The sequence below is a fragment of the Demequina sediminis genome (assembly GCF_030296675.1).
Classification (GTDB): Bacteria; Actinomycetota; Actinomycetes; order Actinomycetales; family Demequinaceae; genus Demequina; species Demequina sediminis.
The window spans coordinates 1,803,611-1,818,935 of record NZ_AP027736.1 but is presented as its reverse complement, the minus strand read 5'-3'; the positions used below and the strand labels follow the sequence as shown (position 1 = coordinate 1,818,935).

Here is a 15,325-nt window from a genome sequence, read left to right as displayed (position 1 = left end):
ATCCCTCCCGACCGGGACCTACCCCCTCGCCCGCCAGGACTTGAACGACCCCACGTTGAGCAGCCTGATGAGCCGGTCCAGGCTCGCGAGCGTGAGCTTGCCGCCGCTGGCCATCGCGATCATGCGCAGCGGCGCCTCGCGGGTCGCGGCCTCGAACATCGCGATCGTGGTGGCGTCCGCATGGGTGGTGTCGAACTGCTTGCCGGCCTCCTTCGACAGCATCGCCGCCGCCGCGCGGCCCGCGGCGGTCTCCCTGAGGTCCGCCGCGGTCGAGTCGCGGTGGAAGGGAACGCTGCGCTCGGGGGTGGGGATTTCGCCGCCCAGCATGGTGCGGAACTCGTTGTCCGTGGCGACGAAGGCCGCGGGCCCGTGGGAGGGCGACACCGCGGTGCCCTCGGTGATCGAGACCGTGCGGGTCGAGCGGATGTCGGTCGACGAGGATCCGACCCGGATCTCGAAGTCGCCCGGCTCGGTGCGCCACTCTTGCGAGCGCACGTCCCACACCGCGAAGGCACGCTGGTCGAGCTTGATCGTGACCTTTTCCGACGCGCCTGGCGTGAGGTGGACCTTGGCGAAGCCCTTGAGCTCCTGGTGCGGGCGGTAGGCCGCCGACTGCGGATCGCGCACGTAGACCTGGACCACGTCCGAGCCCTCGCGCGGCCCCGCATTGGTCACCGTGAGTGTCACGGAGTAGCCGTCTCCCGACTTGCGCACCGTCGGCGTCGAGTGGTGGAAGGCCGTGTAGCTGAGTCCGTGGCCGAACGGGAAGCGTGCGGGCATGCCAGCGGAGTCGTGGAAGCGGTAGCCCACGTAGAGGCCCTCGCGGTACTCGACCTGCTTGGGGTGGCGCGCGAAGTCGCGGTCGGAGGGCAGGTCGCTCGCGGCCATGGGGAAGGACTCGGCGAGGCGCCCGCCGGGAGCGACGTCGCCCAGGATGACGTCCGCGAGCGCGGATCCGCCGGCCTGGCCACCCAGGTAGGCCTCGAGGATCGCGGCGGGCCGGTCCGCCCACGGCAGCTCGACGGGAGAGCCGTTGAGCAGCGCGACCACGGTGCGCGGGTTCGCGTCGAGCGCCGCGTTCACCACGGCCGTGTGGCCGTCGGGCAGGCGCAGGTGCTCGCGGTCGAAGCCCTCGGACTCGAATGAGCTGGGCAGACCCGCGAGCACGATCACCACGTCCGCGCGGGACGCGACGCGGCGCGCCTCGTCGAGGAGCGCGTCCTCGGTGGCGCCGGTGGTGGGGTCGTAGCCGGGCGCGTAGTGCACCTCGGCGGCGTCTCCCACGGCAGCGCGCAGCGCGTCGAGGAAGGTGTCGAGCTGAGTGGGGTTCACCAGCGAGGACCCCGCGCCCTGATAGCGCGGTGTCTTCGCGAATGCGCCCACCACGGCGATCGAGCCGGTGCGCTCAAGCGGCAGGATGCCGTTGTTGGTGAGGAGCACGGTGCCCGCGGCGGCGGCGCGGCGGGCCAAGCGGTGGTGTGCCTCGGGGTCGACCTGCGAGGTCGCGGTGTCGTTCTGCGAGCGCAGCGCGAGGTCGATCACGCGGGTGGCCGCGAGGTCAAGTTCCGCGGTGGTGAGCAGCCCCTTCGCGTGCGCGTCCGAGACCTCCGCGTCCCACGTGCCCTTCGAGCCGGGCATCTCGAGGTCCAGGCCGGCGCACAGGCCCAGCGCGCGGTCCGACACGGCGAACCAGTCGGACATCACCAGCCCGTCGAAGCCCCACTCGTCGCGCAGGGTCTCTGTGAGGAGTCCGCGGCTGACGTCGGCGTGCTCGCCGTTGATCTTGTTGTACGAGCACATCACGGTCCACGGCGCGGATTCCTTGACCGCGATCTCGAAGCCGGTGAGGTAGAGCTCATGCAGCGTGCGGTCGTCGACGATCGTGTCGACCGACATGCGGTAGAACTCCTGGTTGTTGGCCGCATAGTGCTTGAGGCATGCGCCCACGCCCTGCGACTGGATGCCGCGCACCATCGCGGCGGCGAGTTTGCCGGAGACGAAGGGGTCCTCGGAGAAGTACTCGAAGTTGCGTCCTCCCGCGGGGTGGCGCTTGATGTTGAGTCCCGGGCCGAGCAGGACCGCGACGTCGTTCGCCCGGCACTCGCGGCCGAGCGCCGCACCCACCTCCTCGATGAGCGCGGGGTCCCACGTCGACCCGAGCGTGACCGCCGGGGGAAGCACGTCGCGGGCACGGACTCGTTGATTCCCAGGTGGTCCGTGCTGCCCTTCTGCTTGCGCACGCCGTGCGGCCCGTCGGTGAGCATGATCGAGGGCACGCCGTGCTCGTCGAGCGCCTCGGTAGTCCAGGCGTCCCGGCCGGACACCAGCCTGATCTTCTCGTCGGTCGAGAGGCGCGAGACGATCTGCTCGGCCTTCTCATAGGTGGCGCGCATGGGGCTCCTTGATGCGGAGAGGGGGACGTCGTCGTCGGGCAGTTTCATCCTATCCATGCAGGGTCAAGGGGCGATGCCCATGACGAGTGGGCTGTCGGGCCCGGTCCCTTCAGCGGCGCGGCGCATGCTGAGGCTTCGGGGTGCGTGGAAGCGGGCGCGTCCTCCTTGGCGGGGTGTCTGGAGCGGGTCGATGCTTGCGGGTGGGGTGAACCAGACTTCGGTGGTGGTGGCGTGGATGGTCCAGCCCTGGTGGTGGATCGTGTGGTGGCAATGGCGGCACAGCAGGACGCCGTTGGCGATCGACGTGATGCCGAGGTCGCGGCTCCACCATTCGATGTGGTGGACCTCTGCCCAGCCTGGTGGAGCTCCGCAGAAGGCGCAGCCGCCGTCGCGTTCGATGAGGGCGAGCCGTTGAGCCGTGGTGAAGAGCCGACGTTTGCGGCCCCAGTCGAGCAGTTCACTGTGGGAGCCCAGCACGGCGGGGATGACGTGAGCGTTGGCGGCCATGCGCCGTGCGGTGGAGATGTCGATCGCGTGAGAGGTGCCGTCGATCTCGGCGTTGCCCAGCCCGGTGTGGAGGTCTGTCTCATGGACGCGGACGACGACCGTAGTCGACGCGAGCGGGAGGTCGGTGGCGGTGCAGGCGAGCGCGTGGCGGGCGAGGTCCGCGAGGGCATCGGCGCGCATCTGGGCGGCTGTTCTGGTCGTGGCGGTTGTGGCGGCGAGTGGTCCCGCGCCGGCGCTGGTGCCGGTTCCTGGGTTGGCGCCGCCGGTGCCTGGGTCGGTGGCAACGTTGTCGCGGGCGCGGCGCATCGCGTCGTTGACGAGTGCGTCGAGGGCGGCGCGGACGGGGGCGGCGGTTTCGGGGTCGAGGCGTGCGTCGATCGCGAGCATGCCGTCGCGGTCCTCCCACACGTGGAGGTAGCGGTTCGCGCGCAGGCGTTCGAGGGTGGCGGGCGTCGTGTCGACCGTGAGCGCGGTGCGGAAGTGGGTGACGATGCGGCCGAACGTGGTCGCTGTCAGTCCGGGCGCGCGAGAGACGAGGTCGAGTTCGGCGCTCCGAAGGTGCTCGGTGGGGATCGTCTCGGGAAGGGCATCGAGCATGGACGTGATGGTGCTCGCGCAGTCGACGGAGAGTTCCCGAGAGTTCAGCGCCTCCGCCACGTGTGGATGGTGGCCGGGTTCACCGTCGGGCGCGGGCTCCTGTGTGAGCACCCGTCCCACGTCGAGCAGCCGGCCGGCGTGGGCGCGCGTGGAGCCCAGGACGGAGGCGATCATGTCGACGGTCCCGCGGTGTCCCAGGCGGCGCGCCACACCGCCACCGGGCTCGGTGTCGCCGTGGCGTTCGATCGCGCACGCTACCTCGGCCAGGAGGAGGTCGACCTCCCGGGCGAGTTGCCCGGCGATCTGAGCCCGCGCCGCGAGCACCGCCGCATCCACGCCCACGCCGTTGTGCCCGTCCCGCCCGTCCCGCCCGTCAGGCCCGCCAGACCCCCGCGCGGCATCCCGCACCCCGGCCACCGCCGCGATCGCCACCGCGCACGCGGCCGAGAACGCATCCACCACGACGGCAGCGCCGCCGGGTTCGCGATCGAGAAGGCCCGAAATGTCCATGGCTTCATCCCACCACCAGGGTCCGACAATCAGGACAAAAGGTACCCAAGGAGCCTGGGAATGACTCGGAAATTCCTCATTTGCCAGGCATGACGCCCGCAGGCCGACGGCTCAACTCCCCCGGCATCGTCCCCATGCACACCACACAAGGCGCCCCTACATCTCCTCGTGACGCTCGGGATCGCCGTCGAACAGTCGCCCGTCCTCGCGCGCCAGCGCGGTGATCGCGGCAACCTCCTCGGGCAGCAGCGTGAAGCCGTCCACGGCCAGGTTCTCGGCCTGGCGCGAGGGCGTCGCGGACTTGGGAAGAGGCAGCGTGCCCCGCTCGAGGTGCCAGCGCAGGATCACCTGTGCGGGGGTCACGCCCAGGCGCTCCGCGGCCTCGACCACCACGGGCTCGCCGTACGGTGCCTGACGCTTGCCCAGCGGGCTCCACGCCTGCGTGACGATCCCGAGCTCGGCGTGCTTGGCGAGCAGGTCGACCTGGGGGAAGTAGGGGTGAAGCTCGACCTGGTTGATCGCGGGCACCACGCCGGAGTCCTCGATGATCTCGTCGAGCAGGCGCGGCGTGAAGTTCGAGACGCCGATGGTTCGCACCACGCCGCGCTCGCGCAGCTCGACCAGCGCGCGCCACGCCTCGCGGTACTTGCCCGTGATCGGGTTGGGCCAGTGGATGAGCAGCACGTCGATCCGGTCGAGCCCCAGCCTCGCGCGCGACTCCTCACCCGACGCGAGGGCGCGGTCGAAGTCGTGGTGGCGCCCGGGCAGCTTGGTCTGCACGGTGACGTCGCCGCGTGCCACGCCGGTCTCCGTGAGGAAGCCGCGCAGCGCGGCGCCGACCACGCCCTCGTTCTCGTAGTTGACCGCGGAGTCCAGCAGCCGGTAGCCGTGGTCGAGCGCCGCGCGGATGGCCGCGCCGCCCGCGTCTCCCACCAGGGGATAGGTCCCGAAGCCGAGCGCGGGAAGGGTGTGGCCGTCGTTGAGCGTGACTGTGGGAAGCGTCATGGTGTCACCCTACGACCGCCATGCGACGGGACGATGCCGGTGTGAGTGCGGATGCCGGGTCTAGGGTGGAGGAGGAAGGGAGCCTCGCGATGGCGCGCCTCATCTACTCCATGATCAGCTCGCTGGACGGCTACGTCGCGGACCAGCACGGCGGCTTCGACTGGGCCGAGCCCTCGCGTGACGAGCACGAGTTCTTCAACGAGATCTCCAGGGGAATCGGCACGTACCTGTTCGGGCGGCGCATGCACGAGGTGATGTCCGCGTGGGAGACGATGCCCGACGACCCCGCCCTGCCCGGCTACCTGAGGGAGTTCGCGCGCCTGTGGCGCGACACGGACAAGATCGTGTTCTCCTCCACGCTGGCCGCGCCCGGTACCTCGCGGACCACGCTCATCCACGCCTTCGATGCCGACGCCGTGCGGGCGCGCAAGGCCCACGACCAGCGCGACCTCGCGATCGCCGGCCCCACGCTCGCGGCACACGCGCTGCGCGCGGGCCTGGTCGACGAGCTCCAGGTGATACTCATCCCCGTCGTCGTGGGCGGGGGACTGCGCCTCCTGCCCGGGGGCGTCCACCTCGAGCTGCACCTCCTCGAGCAACGCACGTTCCCGTCCGGAGCGGTGTTCCTGCGGTATCGGGTGGGCTGAGCCGTCCGCCGGCTCTACGCCAGCCCTAGTGCGACCCGTAAGCGTGGGGCGCTCATCTGGGTCGGATCCTCGGTCTGGGGGAACGAGTTGAGCAGGCGGACCAGGTCGTCGCGCCGCGTGGGATCCGCGGCCGCCTCTCGGGGTGTGAGGCCGTCGAGCGCCGGGATCTGCTCGTCGAGCCACTGTGCCTCGTGTTGCGCCATGACCTCCGCCAGGACGGCCTTGACCGTGGCGTCTTCGACGCCGGATCCCCCGGTCGCCGGTCCACGAAGGGAAGCGCCTCCCGGCGCATCGAGCATGTCCGCGATCGGCACCCGGCGGTCCGAGAGGACCGTCAGGCCCGGGATGGCCGCGCGGAGCAGATCAAGCGCAGCGTCCAGCCGGTTGGCGCTGGAGGCCTCGAGCGTGAGGAGGTCACCGTTGAGAGTCATGCTTGCGAGGACCGTGCGCCCTCCAGCCTTGCTGCCCGAGCCCAGGTGGAGCCATGTCGGCGGGGCGTCATCGGTCCGCTCGAATCCGCGATCGAGCGCGGCCTCGGCATCGCCTGTACGCGTGACGCGCATCACGATCTCCCCCATCACCATGGCGTCGCCGTCCGAGGTCACGAGGCGTGTCGGGGCTAGGCGGACGCTGAGCGCCTCGACAAGCGCAGCGGGATCGGTGGGATCGTCAAGCAATGCCAGCACTGCGGCGCGCTGGCCCATCGCGACTGGCTCGACACCTCCGAAGATCTGCCAGGTCTCGCCCGCGGGGAGGACCCGGCAGCACACGAAGTCGCCCGCCTTCAGTGTGCGACTCGCGGTGGCCTCGCGGACGTCGACCTGGTCACCCGTCCGGACATCGCGCATCGTCATGCCGCGCGTGGGGCGTGACTCCACCACCTCCCACAGCGACCGCTCAATCATCAGCCACTGCTCCGCGAGCGCGAGCTCGTCCTCGGGAAGTAGGTCCCGACGGTCCCGGAGGAACCGCGAGAACCCACCGCCCTCGACCAGTGCGACGTCGGTGACAAGCGGGTCCCGCAGCCCATCGAGGAGCCCGCCGGGCAGGTGGCGTCCTCGCGCCACTGCGAGCGGAAGCACCGTCTCCCGACCCGTACCGCGATCAAGGTGCATGCACGCCTTCTGATACGTCCACGTCGCGCGCTCCTCCAGCGGCAAGTCCTCCAGGCCCTCGTGGCACACCTTGTACTTCTTCCCCGACCCGCACCAGCACGGCTGGTTGCGCCCCAGCGAGCGCACGCGGATTCGGCCGAGGTGGGCCAGCACGGCTGCCAGAGGATCATCGAGCGGGAGTCCAGCCCTCCGTGCCAGGGCGGTACTTTCGGCAAGCATTCCGCGGTCGGAGGCGTAGTACGCCAGGTCCGCGAGAAGGGGTGCCCACTGAGGAGACGCCTCGAGACCCTCGCGAAGCTCGTACTCGGCCTCTTCGACTGCGCCCAGGCGCTCCGACGCACGGGCGGCGAGCCATGAGATCGCGGCACGCGTATCGGCCGTCGCGGCTGTCGCTGGCTCATCGGCCGCGACGTGCATCGCCTCGGTGAGGATGCCAAGCGCGACGGCGTCGAGACCGCCACCGGTCGCCATGGTTGCGCCCAGCACGGCGGTCGCGACGTCGGGATCCGCGATCCAAGGCAGCGAGGCGATCACCGGCGCGCGCAGGTCGGCATCCCATCCGCCGGTGGCGGCGATGTCATTCGGGTCGCTCCCGAGGACGTCCTCCGTGTTCTCGAGTGCTTCGACGATGTGACGGTACGTGTCGGCCACGGCGACCACGGCCATCGCTGCGTCGAGCGAGATCCGATGATGCGTCGCGACGCTCCGCGCCTCCTGCTCCGACCGCCACGCCTCGGGGTCCGTGCCGGGAGGCAGGAGGTGCTCGCCCCAACTGACCGCGCCGGATTGCGCGACGAGGTCACTGAAGGGCGGCGTTGGCGCGCTCCACAGGTCGGCGAAGCGCGCGGCCATGGCCCACGCGGCACCCTCCGCCTGGACACTGCCGTGCCGCGGCTGCGAGGCGATCTCGCGCAGCGCATCGATGGTCTCCGAGGGATAGGGGGCGACCTTGGTGCGTGCGGTCAGCCGCGTCACGCGCATCCCTTGCGGGTGTGCCGCGACGGCCACGATGTCGCCCTCGCGCCACGCCGTCCGGCCCCGCGCTGAGGCAGGAACGGGGATCGCGCCGTCGTCGGGCAGAACCTCGGCCGGAATGCCCCAGTCGCCGTCGTCGGCCCACTCGGGATAGACCACCTCGACGGGCGACCCGTCCTCGAACGTGCCGATGGCTTCGAACGCTGCGAGCAGCGGCGCCATGTCGGGAAATGCGGCGATGAACCCGTGTGCGGCCTCCGTGGCGGAGAGCCGATGGGTGGCCACCCGGTTTCGCATGAGCTCGGCGACATGACACCACCTGCCGTCGGGAAGATGGCCCACGGCGTTGAGGAGGTTGCTGTCGAGGAGATCGTCGAGGAGGAGTCCAGCATCGATGCCGCGCAACTCGGGGCGGCGGCTGAGCGCTGTCGCGAGCGACGTGCCGGTACTGGGTCCGCTGCGTGCCAGGGTGTCCAACACGAGGTCGGCGGCCTCGGTGCGTGAGAGAGGTAGGACCATGGCACAAGCGTAGGGGGAGGCCAATGCGGGGTGACGGTCTCCACAAGAACCGCGCGGCCGGGCGCGACACGGCAGACTCGGGGGATGACCGCGCCCGCCCCGAGAGCCCCGAGAGCGCCGCGTTCCCCTCAGCCGCCGCGCGACCGCGTCACGCTGGTGGCCGACCCCTCCCGCGCGGTGCTCCCCGTGAGCGACATCCTCCTGGGTGCCTTCCTCGAGGACATCAACCACGCGATCGACGGCGGCCTGTCCGCGAACCTCATCGCGAACCACTCGTTCGAGGGCGCGTACGTGAGCCGACGCCTCCACACGAACACCATCGCGGCGGTGACGCGGCGTCGCCCGCGGCCCGTCAGCGATCCGCTCCGGCACTGGCGCGTCAGGAGCGGGACGCTCGCGGCGCCCGCCGTGGATGAGGCCGGGACCGGGGACGATGCCTCGACGCCCTTGGTGCCCGGCGCACGTTTCGCTCGCCTCACGTCCGAGGGAGCGGCGGTGGTGCGCAACGTCGGGCACGCGCGGCGCGGTGCGGGAATCGGCGCGCGGCGCGGGGTGGTCTATCACGTCGACGCGCGCGTGCGGCTCGGCTCCTTCGACGGATCCCTTGTCGCCCGACTGGTGGACAGGCGCGGACGTGCCTTGGCATCGTCCACTCTCACCCTCACCCCGGACCCCGACCACCCGGGCTGGCACGTGGCCACGGCGGCCCTGCGGCCGCCGCGCACCGCGCTCGTGGCGTTCGAGATCGCGGCGCGCGGCGCCGGGACGCTCGACCTGGACGAGGTGAGGCTGATCCCTGCCGATCACTGGGGCGCGGGCGATCCGCGGTGGAGCCAGGGCGTGCTGCGCAGGGACCTCGTGGAGGCCATCGCGGAGCTGAAGCCCAGGTTCGTGCGCTTTCCCGGCGGGTGCATCGTCGAGGGCCTGGACTGCGCCAACGCGTACGACTGGAAGCGAACCGTGGGGCCGCTCGCGGGGCGCAGGCCCGACTACAACCTGTGGGGTCTGTCGACGCGCGGAGGCGACTATTCGCAGTCCTTCCAGGTGGGGTACTACGAGTACTTCCTGCTGTGCGAGGACCTGGGGGCGAAGCCCCTGCCCGTCGTGGGTGCGGGGATGGCGTGCCAACTGCGCGCCACCGAGGTGCTGCCGCTCGACTCGCCGGAGTTCGCGGCCGTGGTGCAGGACGTGCTCGACATGATCGAGTGGGCGACGGGGGATCCGGCGAGCTCGCCGTGGGCGCGGCTGCGCGCGGAGGCGGGCCATCCCGAGCCGTTCTCGCTCGACATGATCGCCGTGGGCAACGAGAACGCGGGGCCGCAGTACCTGCACCGCTTCCGGGCGATTCGCGAGGCGGTGCGCGCGCGCCATCCGCACATGGACGTGGTGCTCTCCGCTGGGGCGCTCGCGTGGGGTGTCGAGTTCGAGCAGGCGTGGGAGGAGGCGCGGCGTGATCCGCGCGGGCTCATTGTCGACGAGCACTTCTACAAGAGCCCCTCGTGGGTGATCGACGCCGCCTCGCGCTACGACGCGTACCCGCGGGACGTGCGCGTGGCGGTGGGAGAGTACGCCGCCAATCTGCCGTCGGGGCTGGTGCCTGCGCCCATCCGGCCGGTGCCCAACACGTTCCGCTCGGCGCTCGCGGAGGCCGCGTTCCTCACGGGGGTCGAGCGCAATGCCGACGTGGTCGCGATGGCGTCCTTCGCGCCGCTGCTCAACCTGGTCGGGCACGGGCAGTGGGAGCACAACCTCATCGACTTCAACCCGTTTGCGGTCATGCCCACCGCGAACCATCATGTGCAGCGGATGTTCGCCGCGACGGTGCGCGAGAGGATCGTGCCGCTCGATCGCGACGGACTGCCGCCCGGCTTGCTGGTGTCGGCGACGGCGGGGGCCGGGCTGTCGGGGGAGGTGCCGGTGAGGGACGGACTGCCGGCGGACGATGCCGTGGCGGTGAAGCTCGTGGAGGTCGCGGGGCGCGCGGCGCGGGTGCGGCTGCGGGTGCCGGGGGCCGCCGAAGGTGCGCCGGTCCGCGTCGAGGTGCTGGCCGCGTCGGACGAGGCACGCAACCGGCTGCGGTGGGTCGGGCGCGGCAGGCACGAGGTCAGGCCGCGCGTGTCTCGGCGCGTCACGGGTCCCGACGGAGTGGTCGAGGTCAAGGTGCCGGGACGGTCCGTGACGATGGTCGAGGTTGACCTCAGCGCACCGTCACGTACGGCGGAGTGATGAAGGCATTCCTGATTGTCCTGCTCATTGTCGCCGTCGCCATCGGAATCGTGGGGTTCCTCATCGAGGCGCTGCTGTGGCTCGCCGCGATCGGAATCGTGCTGTTCCTGCTCACGAGCGCGTACTGGTGGTTCACGTTCCGCTCCTCGCGGGGCGACGCGGCGGAGGCCGGCGCCGGGAGGTAGCGGCGAGACGGAGCGGCGGGCCGTGGGCACGAGGACGAGCGACTGGCTGGCGGGTTACATCCGCGCCTGGGAGTCGAAGCGCGAGGAGGACGTCCGCGCGCTGTTCACGGACGATGCCGAGTACTGGTTCCGTCCCGACGACGACTGCCCCGCGGTGGGCATCGAGGCGATCGTCGCGAAGTGGGGCGAGCCCGAGCCGAGCTTGCCCGTGCACCACCTCAGCGTGCTGATCGAGGACGAGCGGCTCGGCATCATCACCGGCACCGTCGACTACCCCGGGCACGAGCGCTACGCGAACCTCTGGGAGGTGTGGTTCGCGCCGGATGGGCGGGCGCGCAAGTTCGTCGAGTGGTACATGACGCGCGGCGGTTCATGACGCTGACCGCGTAGCCTCACTCGCTACATGTCGCAGGCGCAGACCTCGTTGTAGGACACCACCTGCTCGCCGTCCTCGGGGCGCGCCCATGACTCGGCCTCCTCGCGGTTGGCGAAGGCGCGTGGAGCGAGACGCCCGTTCGCGAGGAGGACGCTGAACTCGATCTTCTCGCGGGGGTCCGACCACGCCGTGGGGGCGGGGTGCTCGGTGGTCATGCTTCGAGGGTACGCCTGTGGTGCGGGGGCTCTGGGGTGGGGGACTCCTGTTGGGCGGCCCGGGTGCGGCGCACGCTGTGTTCACGTTCCTGGCCATTAGCGCGCTTAATGGCCACGATCGTGACCATAGCGCGGGTGGCGCTCGGGGGGTCTGCCGCAGGAGTAGGTCACATCTGATCTGCCTTGCTCTTCGGGGCGGCCTGGGAGGATGCTGTTGTGCCTCAGCCCTACCCCCAGGAGGTCCGCGACGACGTGGTCCGCGGCCGCGAAAGCGGCGCGGCGCTGGGCGCGTGCCTCCGTGACTCCTCGGGAAGCCCTATTCCTGGTAAATCCTGGTGGGCCCCGTGGGGCTCGAACCCACGACCTACGGATTAAAAGTCCGCTGCTCTGCCAACTGAGCTAGAGGCCCGCCGCCCATGGTAGCCGCGCCGCCGCATCGGCCCCACGCCTGGCCCGCCCCACGCACACCCCCACGCCCACTCACGGCGCGGCGACCACCGCGTCCCTGCCGCCCGCCTTGGCCGCCAGCAGCCCCGGGTAACGGCCCTGGGCGATCACCATCCGGATGCGCGCCGCGAGCGCCAGGAGCTGGTCCGTGCCGGCGACCTCCGTCAACACCACGAACTCCCCGCCGCCAAAGCGAGCCACGCCATCGTCCCCACGCGTCGTGTACGTGAGGCTGCGCGCGATAGTCCGGAGCATCGCGTCGCCGGCGGCGTGCCCGGCGGAGTCGTTCACCGCCTTGAAGTGGTCCACGTCGATCATCAGCGCGCCGAACGTCCGCCGACGCGTCTCCCACTCCTCGAGCCGCCGCTCGAGGCACTCCTCGAGGTGGCGGCGGTTGCCGATCCCCGTGAGGGCGTCGGTGGCGGCGCGGCGCTCGGCCTGGTGGAGACGATGCAGGGCCGAGCTCATCGCGGAGTCGTCCGTGAAGGTCTCGACGGCCCCGATGATCTGGCCGTCCTCGTCCCGCAGCGCGGAGGCCACGACGTTGACCGGCACCAGGTGGCCCTCGCGATGGTGCAGGTAGACCCTGATGCTGCGGGTGCGGCCGTCGGTGATCGTGGCGGGCAGCGGGCAGCGGCTCCCGCACAGGGACGCGCCCGACTCGTCGACATGGTTGAGCATCCCGTCGCCGCAGAAGCGCCCGATCGCCTCGGGCTCGGAGTAGCCAGTGATGCGGGTCGCGGCGGCGTTCCAGTACGTGATGGTCCGGCTCGGGTCCGCCACGTACATGCCCTGGGTCATCGCGTCGAGGAGAGCTGCAGGGTCGATGCTCTGAGTCATCGCGCCTCCTCGCGGACGGTGGTCACCCAGTTTCGGCAGTGCGGGGCCCCGAACCGCGGGACCAGGGTCCCGCGAAAGCCGCCGCGACCAGGGCGCCCACGAGGGCACCGCCGGTGTTGAGGACCACATCGTCGACATCCGCGACCCGGCCCAGCAGAAACTGGACCGCCTCGATGGACACCGAGAGCGCCGCGGCCAGCACGGTCGCGGTCGCGATCCTGCGCAGCGCGCCGCCGCGCACCAGCAGCGCGACCACCGCGCCGAACGGCACGAACAGCACGATGTTGCCCACGAGGTTGGTCCACGGCGCGGAGGCCCCCGAGTCGAGTGCGCGCCGAATCTCCTGGCCCCAATGGAGGTTGACGGTGCCCGTGCCCAGGTCTCCCTGGACCACCGTGAGGCCGATCGTGATCCAGCCGATCACCGCGAGGCACGTGAGCAGCGCCACCCACGCGGCGGTGCGGCGCCCGTGCCCGAAGATCGCGCCGACGCCCCACGCGAGCGCGACGAGCACCGCGCCGACGAGCGCGATCGGCAGCGCTCCCTCGGTCCCGTGCACGTCGAGCGGGCTCATGTCTGTCCTCCAGGTGGTCGCCGAGTCAACGTGCAAGGGTACGCGCGCGTGCCCGGGGCGCGCACGCCCGTCACGGCGACGCGACCGACCAGAACCCGGACGCGCGCCAGCCGCACCCGGCGCAGATTCAGAAACAGCAGCGCAGCCAGGGCATGAACCACTCGGGCTGGGAGGGCCAGGGCTAGCAGTACACCGCGGCGGCCTCAGTCCTCGAGCACCCCGAGGCCTCCGAACCCTCGCCACGCCATCGCGATGTTGAGGGGCCGGTCGAGGACGGCCCAGGACGCGCACTTCGCGACCGCGATCCCGCGCAGTCGTGCCTCGAGCCCCGGGTCCTCGCACCCGGAGGCCTCCCGGTACGCGCGCACCGCCGCATCCACCCCGGTCGCGCCGAGCGCGGTGTAGAGGAACGACAGGTCGACCGCGCGCTCGCAGCCGGCCATCTTTCCCCAGTCGATGATGCCGCCAAACGCGCCTCCGTCGACCGCCAGCAGATTCGAGCCGTGGGGATCGGCGTGCGACCACACCACCTCGGCGGGGGCGGGCGCGGACAGGGCCTCGTCCCACAGTTCGCGTACCCCGGCGATGTCGAGCCGCTCGCCGTCCGGCCCCGTCGCCCCCTCCAGCAGCCCGAGCGCCCACTCGAGATTCTCGGAGCGCTCCGTGAGGGAGATCGACTGCTCCGGGTTGAACCACGCCTCCTCGCCCGCGGGGGCGTGCACCTGGGCGAACGCTCGGCCGATCTCGGGCCCGGCATCGTCCCGCAGCGGTGACGCGTCCGCGGCGGCGCCTGGCAGCCACGTCACGACGGCCCACGGCCACGGATAGTCGCCCTGGGCGACCCCGCTCGCGACCACGCGCGGGTGAGGGAAGGTCCACGCGGCGCCGACGGTCGACAGCAGCCGCGACTCGCGCGCGAGCGGACCCACGGCGGCCTCGACGCGGGGCAGGCGCAGCCCAAGGTCGGGGCCCAACCGGTAGACCACCATGTCCCAGCCGTCGAAGCGTTCGCCCACCTCGAGATGCGCGAGGCCGGGCAGCTGCGTCTCGATGAGCTCGCGCGCGAGCGGGCGCGAGATCGCGGGATGAGCGGGCGGGGGACCCGAGTCGCGGATCACGGCGCCGCCGCCTCCACGCCAGCAGGCCGGACCGCGCTCACGCGCTCCGCGTCTGCGGTCACCACCCGCAGCCCGGTCGCGCGGAACAGCGCCGCCCCCACGGCCAGCCCCGCCGCGATGATCCCCGCCACGACGACCGCGATGGACCCGTAGCCGTTCGCGGGGTCGAGGAACGGGTACGGAAACCAGCCGTCGGTGGCGCCGCGGATCAGCACCACGGTCACCCACACGCTCGGGTACACGATCACCACCCACAGCCGCCCGAGCGGAAGGGGGCGCCTGGGCCCCACGAGCAGCCAGTCGGCCAGCAGTGCGACCCCCGAAAGTTCGTGGACCACCAGGTTGGTCCAGTGCGTGACGTCATCCTCGAGCGGCGCGAGCAGGATCCAGTACACCGACACCACGATGCCCAGGTAGATCGCCGCACACACGCGCAGGTACTCCACCCACGCGGGGGCCGTGCGGCGCGCGAAGGCCGCGGCGGCGACCAGCGCGGCCACCCCGATCAGGTTGTTCTGGACGGTGAAGAAGCCAAAGAAGTTCCACACCACGAACGTGCCGGCCTCGACGCCGTCGAGCAGTAGCCGCGTCACGGCGGCGAGCATCAGCGCGGCGACCGCGAGCCTGGCGGCGGTGACGGAACGGGCCATGGCGGGACGCTATCAGCGCGATCGGCTCAGGCCTGGAAGGGGCGCACCTCGATGGGCCCGCTCACCGCCACCGAGGCGCGTTGCGCCCACGTCACGGCGGACTCCACGTCGGGGACGTCGATCACCCAGAACCCGCCGAGCGCCTTGCCCGTCGGGACCACCGGACCATCGGTAACCACCAGCTCGCCGTCGGCGACCTCGACCACCTGCGCGGTGCCCGGGGTCTCGAGGCCTCCCGCGAAGACCCACGCGCCCGTGGCCTGCAGTTCCTCGTTGAACCGCGCGACCGCCGCGTACATGGGCTCGACGTCCACGCCCGGCTCGACCAACGGTCGCGAATAGTCGTGATGAACGGACAGCATGAACTCGGGCATGGCGTCTCCTTGTCGGGGAGTCCAGCGTATGACGCGGGCCCCCGTGGGGCCC

General features: G+C 71.3%; 14 protein-coding genes and 1 tRNA gene. 4 read left to right on the top strand and 11 right to left on the bottom strand.

The window, feature by feature from the left end:
* Positions 1–18 precede the first annotated feature (18 nt).
* The 3 genes from QUE44_RS09245 to QUE44_RS09235 all read right to left on the bottom strand — a co-directional run bounded on the left by QUE44_RS09245 (position 19) and on the right by QUE44_RS09235 (position 5,012).
* Entirely contained in the window at positions 19–2,307 is a 2,289-nt protein-coding gene (locus QUE44_RS09245) for a glycoside hydrolase family 3 C-terminal domain-containing protein (protein WP_286216743.1), read from the bottom strand.
* A gap of 149 nt (positions 2,308–2,456) precedes the next feature.
* Positions 2,457–4,007: an HNH endonuclease gene (locus QUE44_RS09240; protein ID WP_286214234.1), complete on the bottom strand. Its 1,551-nt coding sequence runs from the start codon at positions 4,005–4,007 to the stop codon at positions 2,457–2,459.
* Between the two features lie 156 nt (positions 4,008–4,163).
* Positions 4,164–5,012: an aldo/keto reductase gene (locus QUE44_RS09235; RefSeq protein ID WP_286214233.1), complete on the bottom strand. Its 849-nt coding sequence runs from the start codon at positions 5,010–5,012 to the stop codon at positions 4,164–4,166.
* An 89-nt stretch (positions 5,013–5,101) separates the two neighbouring features.
* Between QUE44_RS09235 and QUE44_RS09230 the strand changes: the two genes are divergently transcribed.
* Positions 5,102–5,659, top strand: a complete 558-nt coding sequence (locus tag QUE44_RS09230; protein ID WP_286214232.1) for a dihydrofolate reductase family protein — start codon at positions 5,102–5,104, stop codon at positions 5,657–5,659.
* A 14-nt stretch (positions 5,660–5,673) separates the two neighbouring features.
* Here the strand turns inward: QUE44_RS09230 and QUE44_RS09225 are convergent, their stop codons facing one another.
* Positions 5,674–8,268: an SEC-C metal-binding domain-containing protein gene (locus tag QUE44_RS09225; protein WP_286214231.1), complete on the bottom strand. Its 2,595-nt coding sequence runs from the start codon at positions 8,266–8,268 to the stop codon at positions 5,674–5,676.
* Between the two features lie 186 nt (positions 8,269–8,454).
* Here QUE44_RS09225 and QUE44_RS09220 point away from each other — a divergent pair, with 186 nt between their 5' ends.
* From QUE44_RS09220 to QUE44_RS09210, 3 genes are read left to right on the top strand one after another with little or no spacing between them, the layout of a single operon-like run.
* Complete coding sequence (locus tag QUE44_RS09220) at positions 8,455–10,494, top strand: alpha-L-arabinofuranosidase family protein (protein WP_286214230.1); 2,040 nt, start codon at positions 8,455–8,457, stop codon at positions 10,492–10,494.
* On the top strand, positions 10,494–10,679 hold the full coding sequence (locus tag QUE44_RS09215; RefSeq protein WP_286214229.1) for a hypothetical protein: 186 nt from the start codon (positions 10,494–10,496) through the stop codon (positions 10,677–10,679). The genes QUE44_RS09220 and QUE44_RS09215 overlap by 1 nt, the downstream gene beginning before the upstream one ends.
* A gap of 22 nt (positions 10,680–10,701) precedes the next feature.
* Positions 10,702–11,055 carry a nuclear transport factor 2 family protein gene (locus QUE44_RS09210; RefSeq protein WP_286214228.1) on the top strand — a complete coding sequence of 118 codons (354 nt, stop codon included), beginning with the start codon at positions 10,702–10,704 and terminating at the stop codon, positions 11,053–11,055.
* A gap of 23 nt (positions 11,056–11,078) precedes the next feature.
* Here QUE44_RS09210 and QUE44_RS09205 read toward each other — a convergent pair whose 3' ends face one another.
* The 7 genes from QUE44_RS09205 to QUE44_RS09175 form a co-directional block, all read right to left on the bottom strand.
* The gene (locus QUE44_RS09205; RefSeq protein WP_286214227.1) at positions 11,079–11,270 is read right to left on the bottom strand and encodes a hypothetical protein; all 192 of its coding nucleotides are present in this window, start codon (positions 11,268–11,270) and stop codon (positions 11,079–11,081) included.
* A 333-nt stretch (positions 11,271–11,603) separates the two neighbouring features.
* Positions 11,604–11,679, bottom strand: a tRNA-Lys gene (locus QUE44_RS09200).
* A gap of 71 nt (positions 11,680–11,750) precedes the next feature.
* Positions 11,751–12,557, bottom strand: coding sequence for a sensor domain-containing diguanylate cyclase (locus QUE44_RS09195; RefSeq protein WP_286214225.1), 807 nt, complete (start codon positions 12,555–12,557; stop codon positions 11,751–11,753).
* A gap of 22 nt (positions 12,558–12,579) precedes the next feature.
* A complete protein-coding gene (locus QUE44_RS09190) occupies positions 12,580–13,131 on the bottom strand; it encodes a VanZ family protein (RefSeq protein WP_286214224.1) in 552 nt (183 codons plus the stop codon).
* A gap of 203 nt (positions 13,132–13,334) precedes the next feature.
* Positions 13,335–14,249 carry a phosphotransferase gene (locus QUE44_RS09185; RefSeq protein WP_286214223.1) on the bottom strand — a complete coding sequence of 305 codons (915 nt, stop codon included), beginning with the start codon at positions 14,247–14,249 and terminating at the stop codon, positions 13,335–13,337.
* Positions 14,246–14,899, bottom strand: coding sequence for a Pr6Pr family membrane protein (locus QUE44_RS09180; RefSeq protein ID WP_286214222.1), 654 nt, complete (start codon positions 14,897–14,899; stop codon positions 14,246–14,248). The genes QUE44_RS09185 and QUE44_RS09180 overlap by 4 nt, the downstream gene beginning before the upstream one ends.
* A gap of 26 nt (positions 14,900–14,925) precedes the next feature.
* Entirely contained in the window at positions 14,926–15,273 is a 348-nt protein-coding gene (locus QUE44_RS09175; protein WP_286214221.1) for a YciI family protein, read from the bottom strand.
* Between the last annotated feature and the right edge of the window lie 52 nt (positions 15,274–15,325).

Bases quoted from the DNA above. Each gene is read 5' to 3' on its own strand.
- QUE44_RS09225 (WP_286214231.1), bottom strand. From the start codon at position 8,268: ATGGTCCTACCTCTCTCACGCACCGAGGCCGCCGACCTCGTGTTGGAC.
- QUE44_RS09235 (WP_286214233.1), bottom strand. From the start codon at position 5,012: ATGACGCTTCCCACAGTCACGCTCAACGACGGCCACACCCTTCCCGCG.
- QUE44_RS09195 (WP_286214225.1), bottom strand. From the start codon at position 12,557: ATGACTCAGAGCATCGACCCTGCAGCTCTCCTCGACGCGATGACCCAG.
- QUE44_RS09180 (WP_286214222.1), bottom strand. From the start codon at position 14,899: ATGGCCCGTTCCGTCACCGCCGCCAGGCTCGCGGTCGCCGCGCTGATG.
- QUE44_RS09240 (WP_286214234.1), bottom strand. From the start codon at position 4,007: ATGGACATTTCGGGCCTTCTCGATCGCGAACCCGGCGGCGCTGCCGTC.
- QUE44_RS09205 (WP_286214227.1), bottom strand. From the start codon at position 11,270: ATGACCACCGAGCACCCCGCCCCCACGGCGTGGTCGGACCCCCGCGAG.
- QUE44_RS09175 (WP_286214221.1), bottom strand. From the start codon at position 15,273: ATGCCCGAGTTCATGCTGTCCGTTCATCACGACTATTCGCGACCGTTG.
- QUE44_RS09230 (WP_286214232.1), top strand. From the start codon at position 5,102: ATGGCGCGCCTCATCTACTCCATGATCAGCTCGCTGGACGGCTACGTC.
- QUE44_RS09215 (WP_286214229.1), top strand. From the start codon at position 10,494: ATGAAGGCATTCCTGATTGTCCTGCTCATTGTCGCCGTCGCCATCGGA.
- QUE44_RS09190 (WP_286214224.1), bottom strand. From the start codon at position 13,131: ATGAGCCCGCTCGACGTGCACGGGACCGAGGGAGCGCTGCCGATCGCG.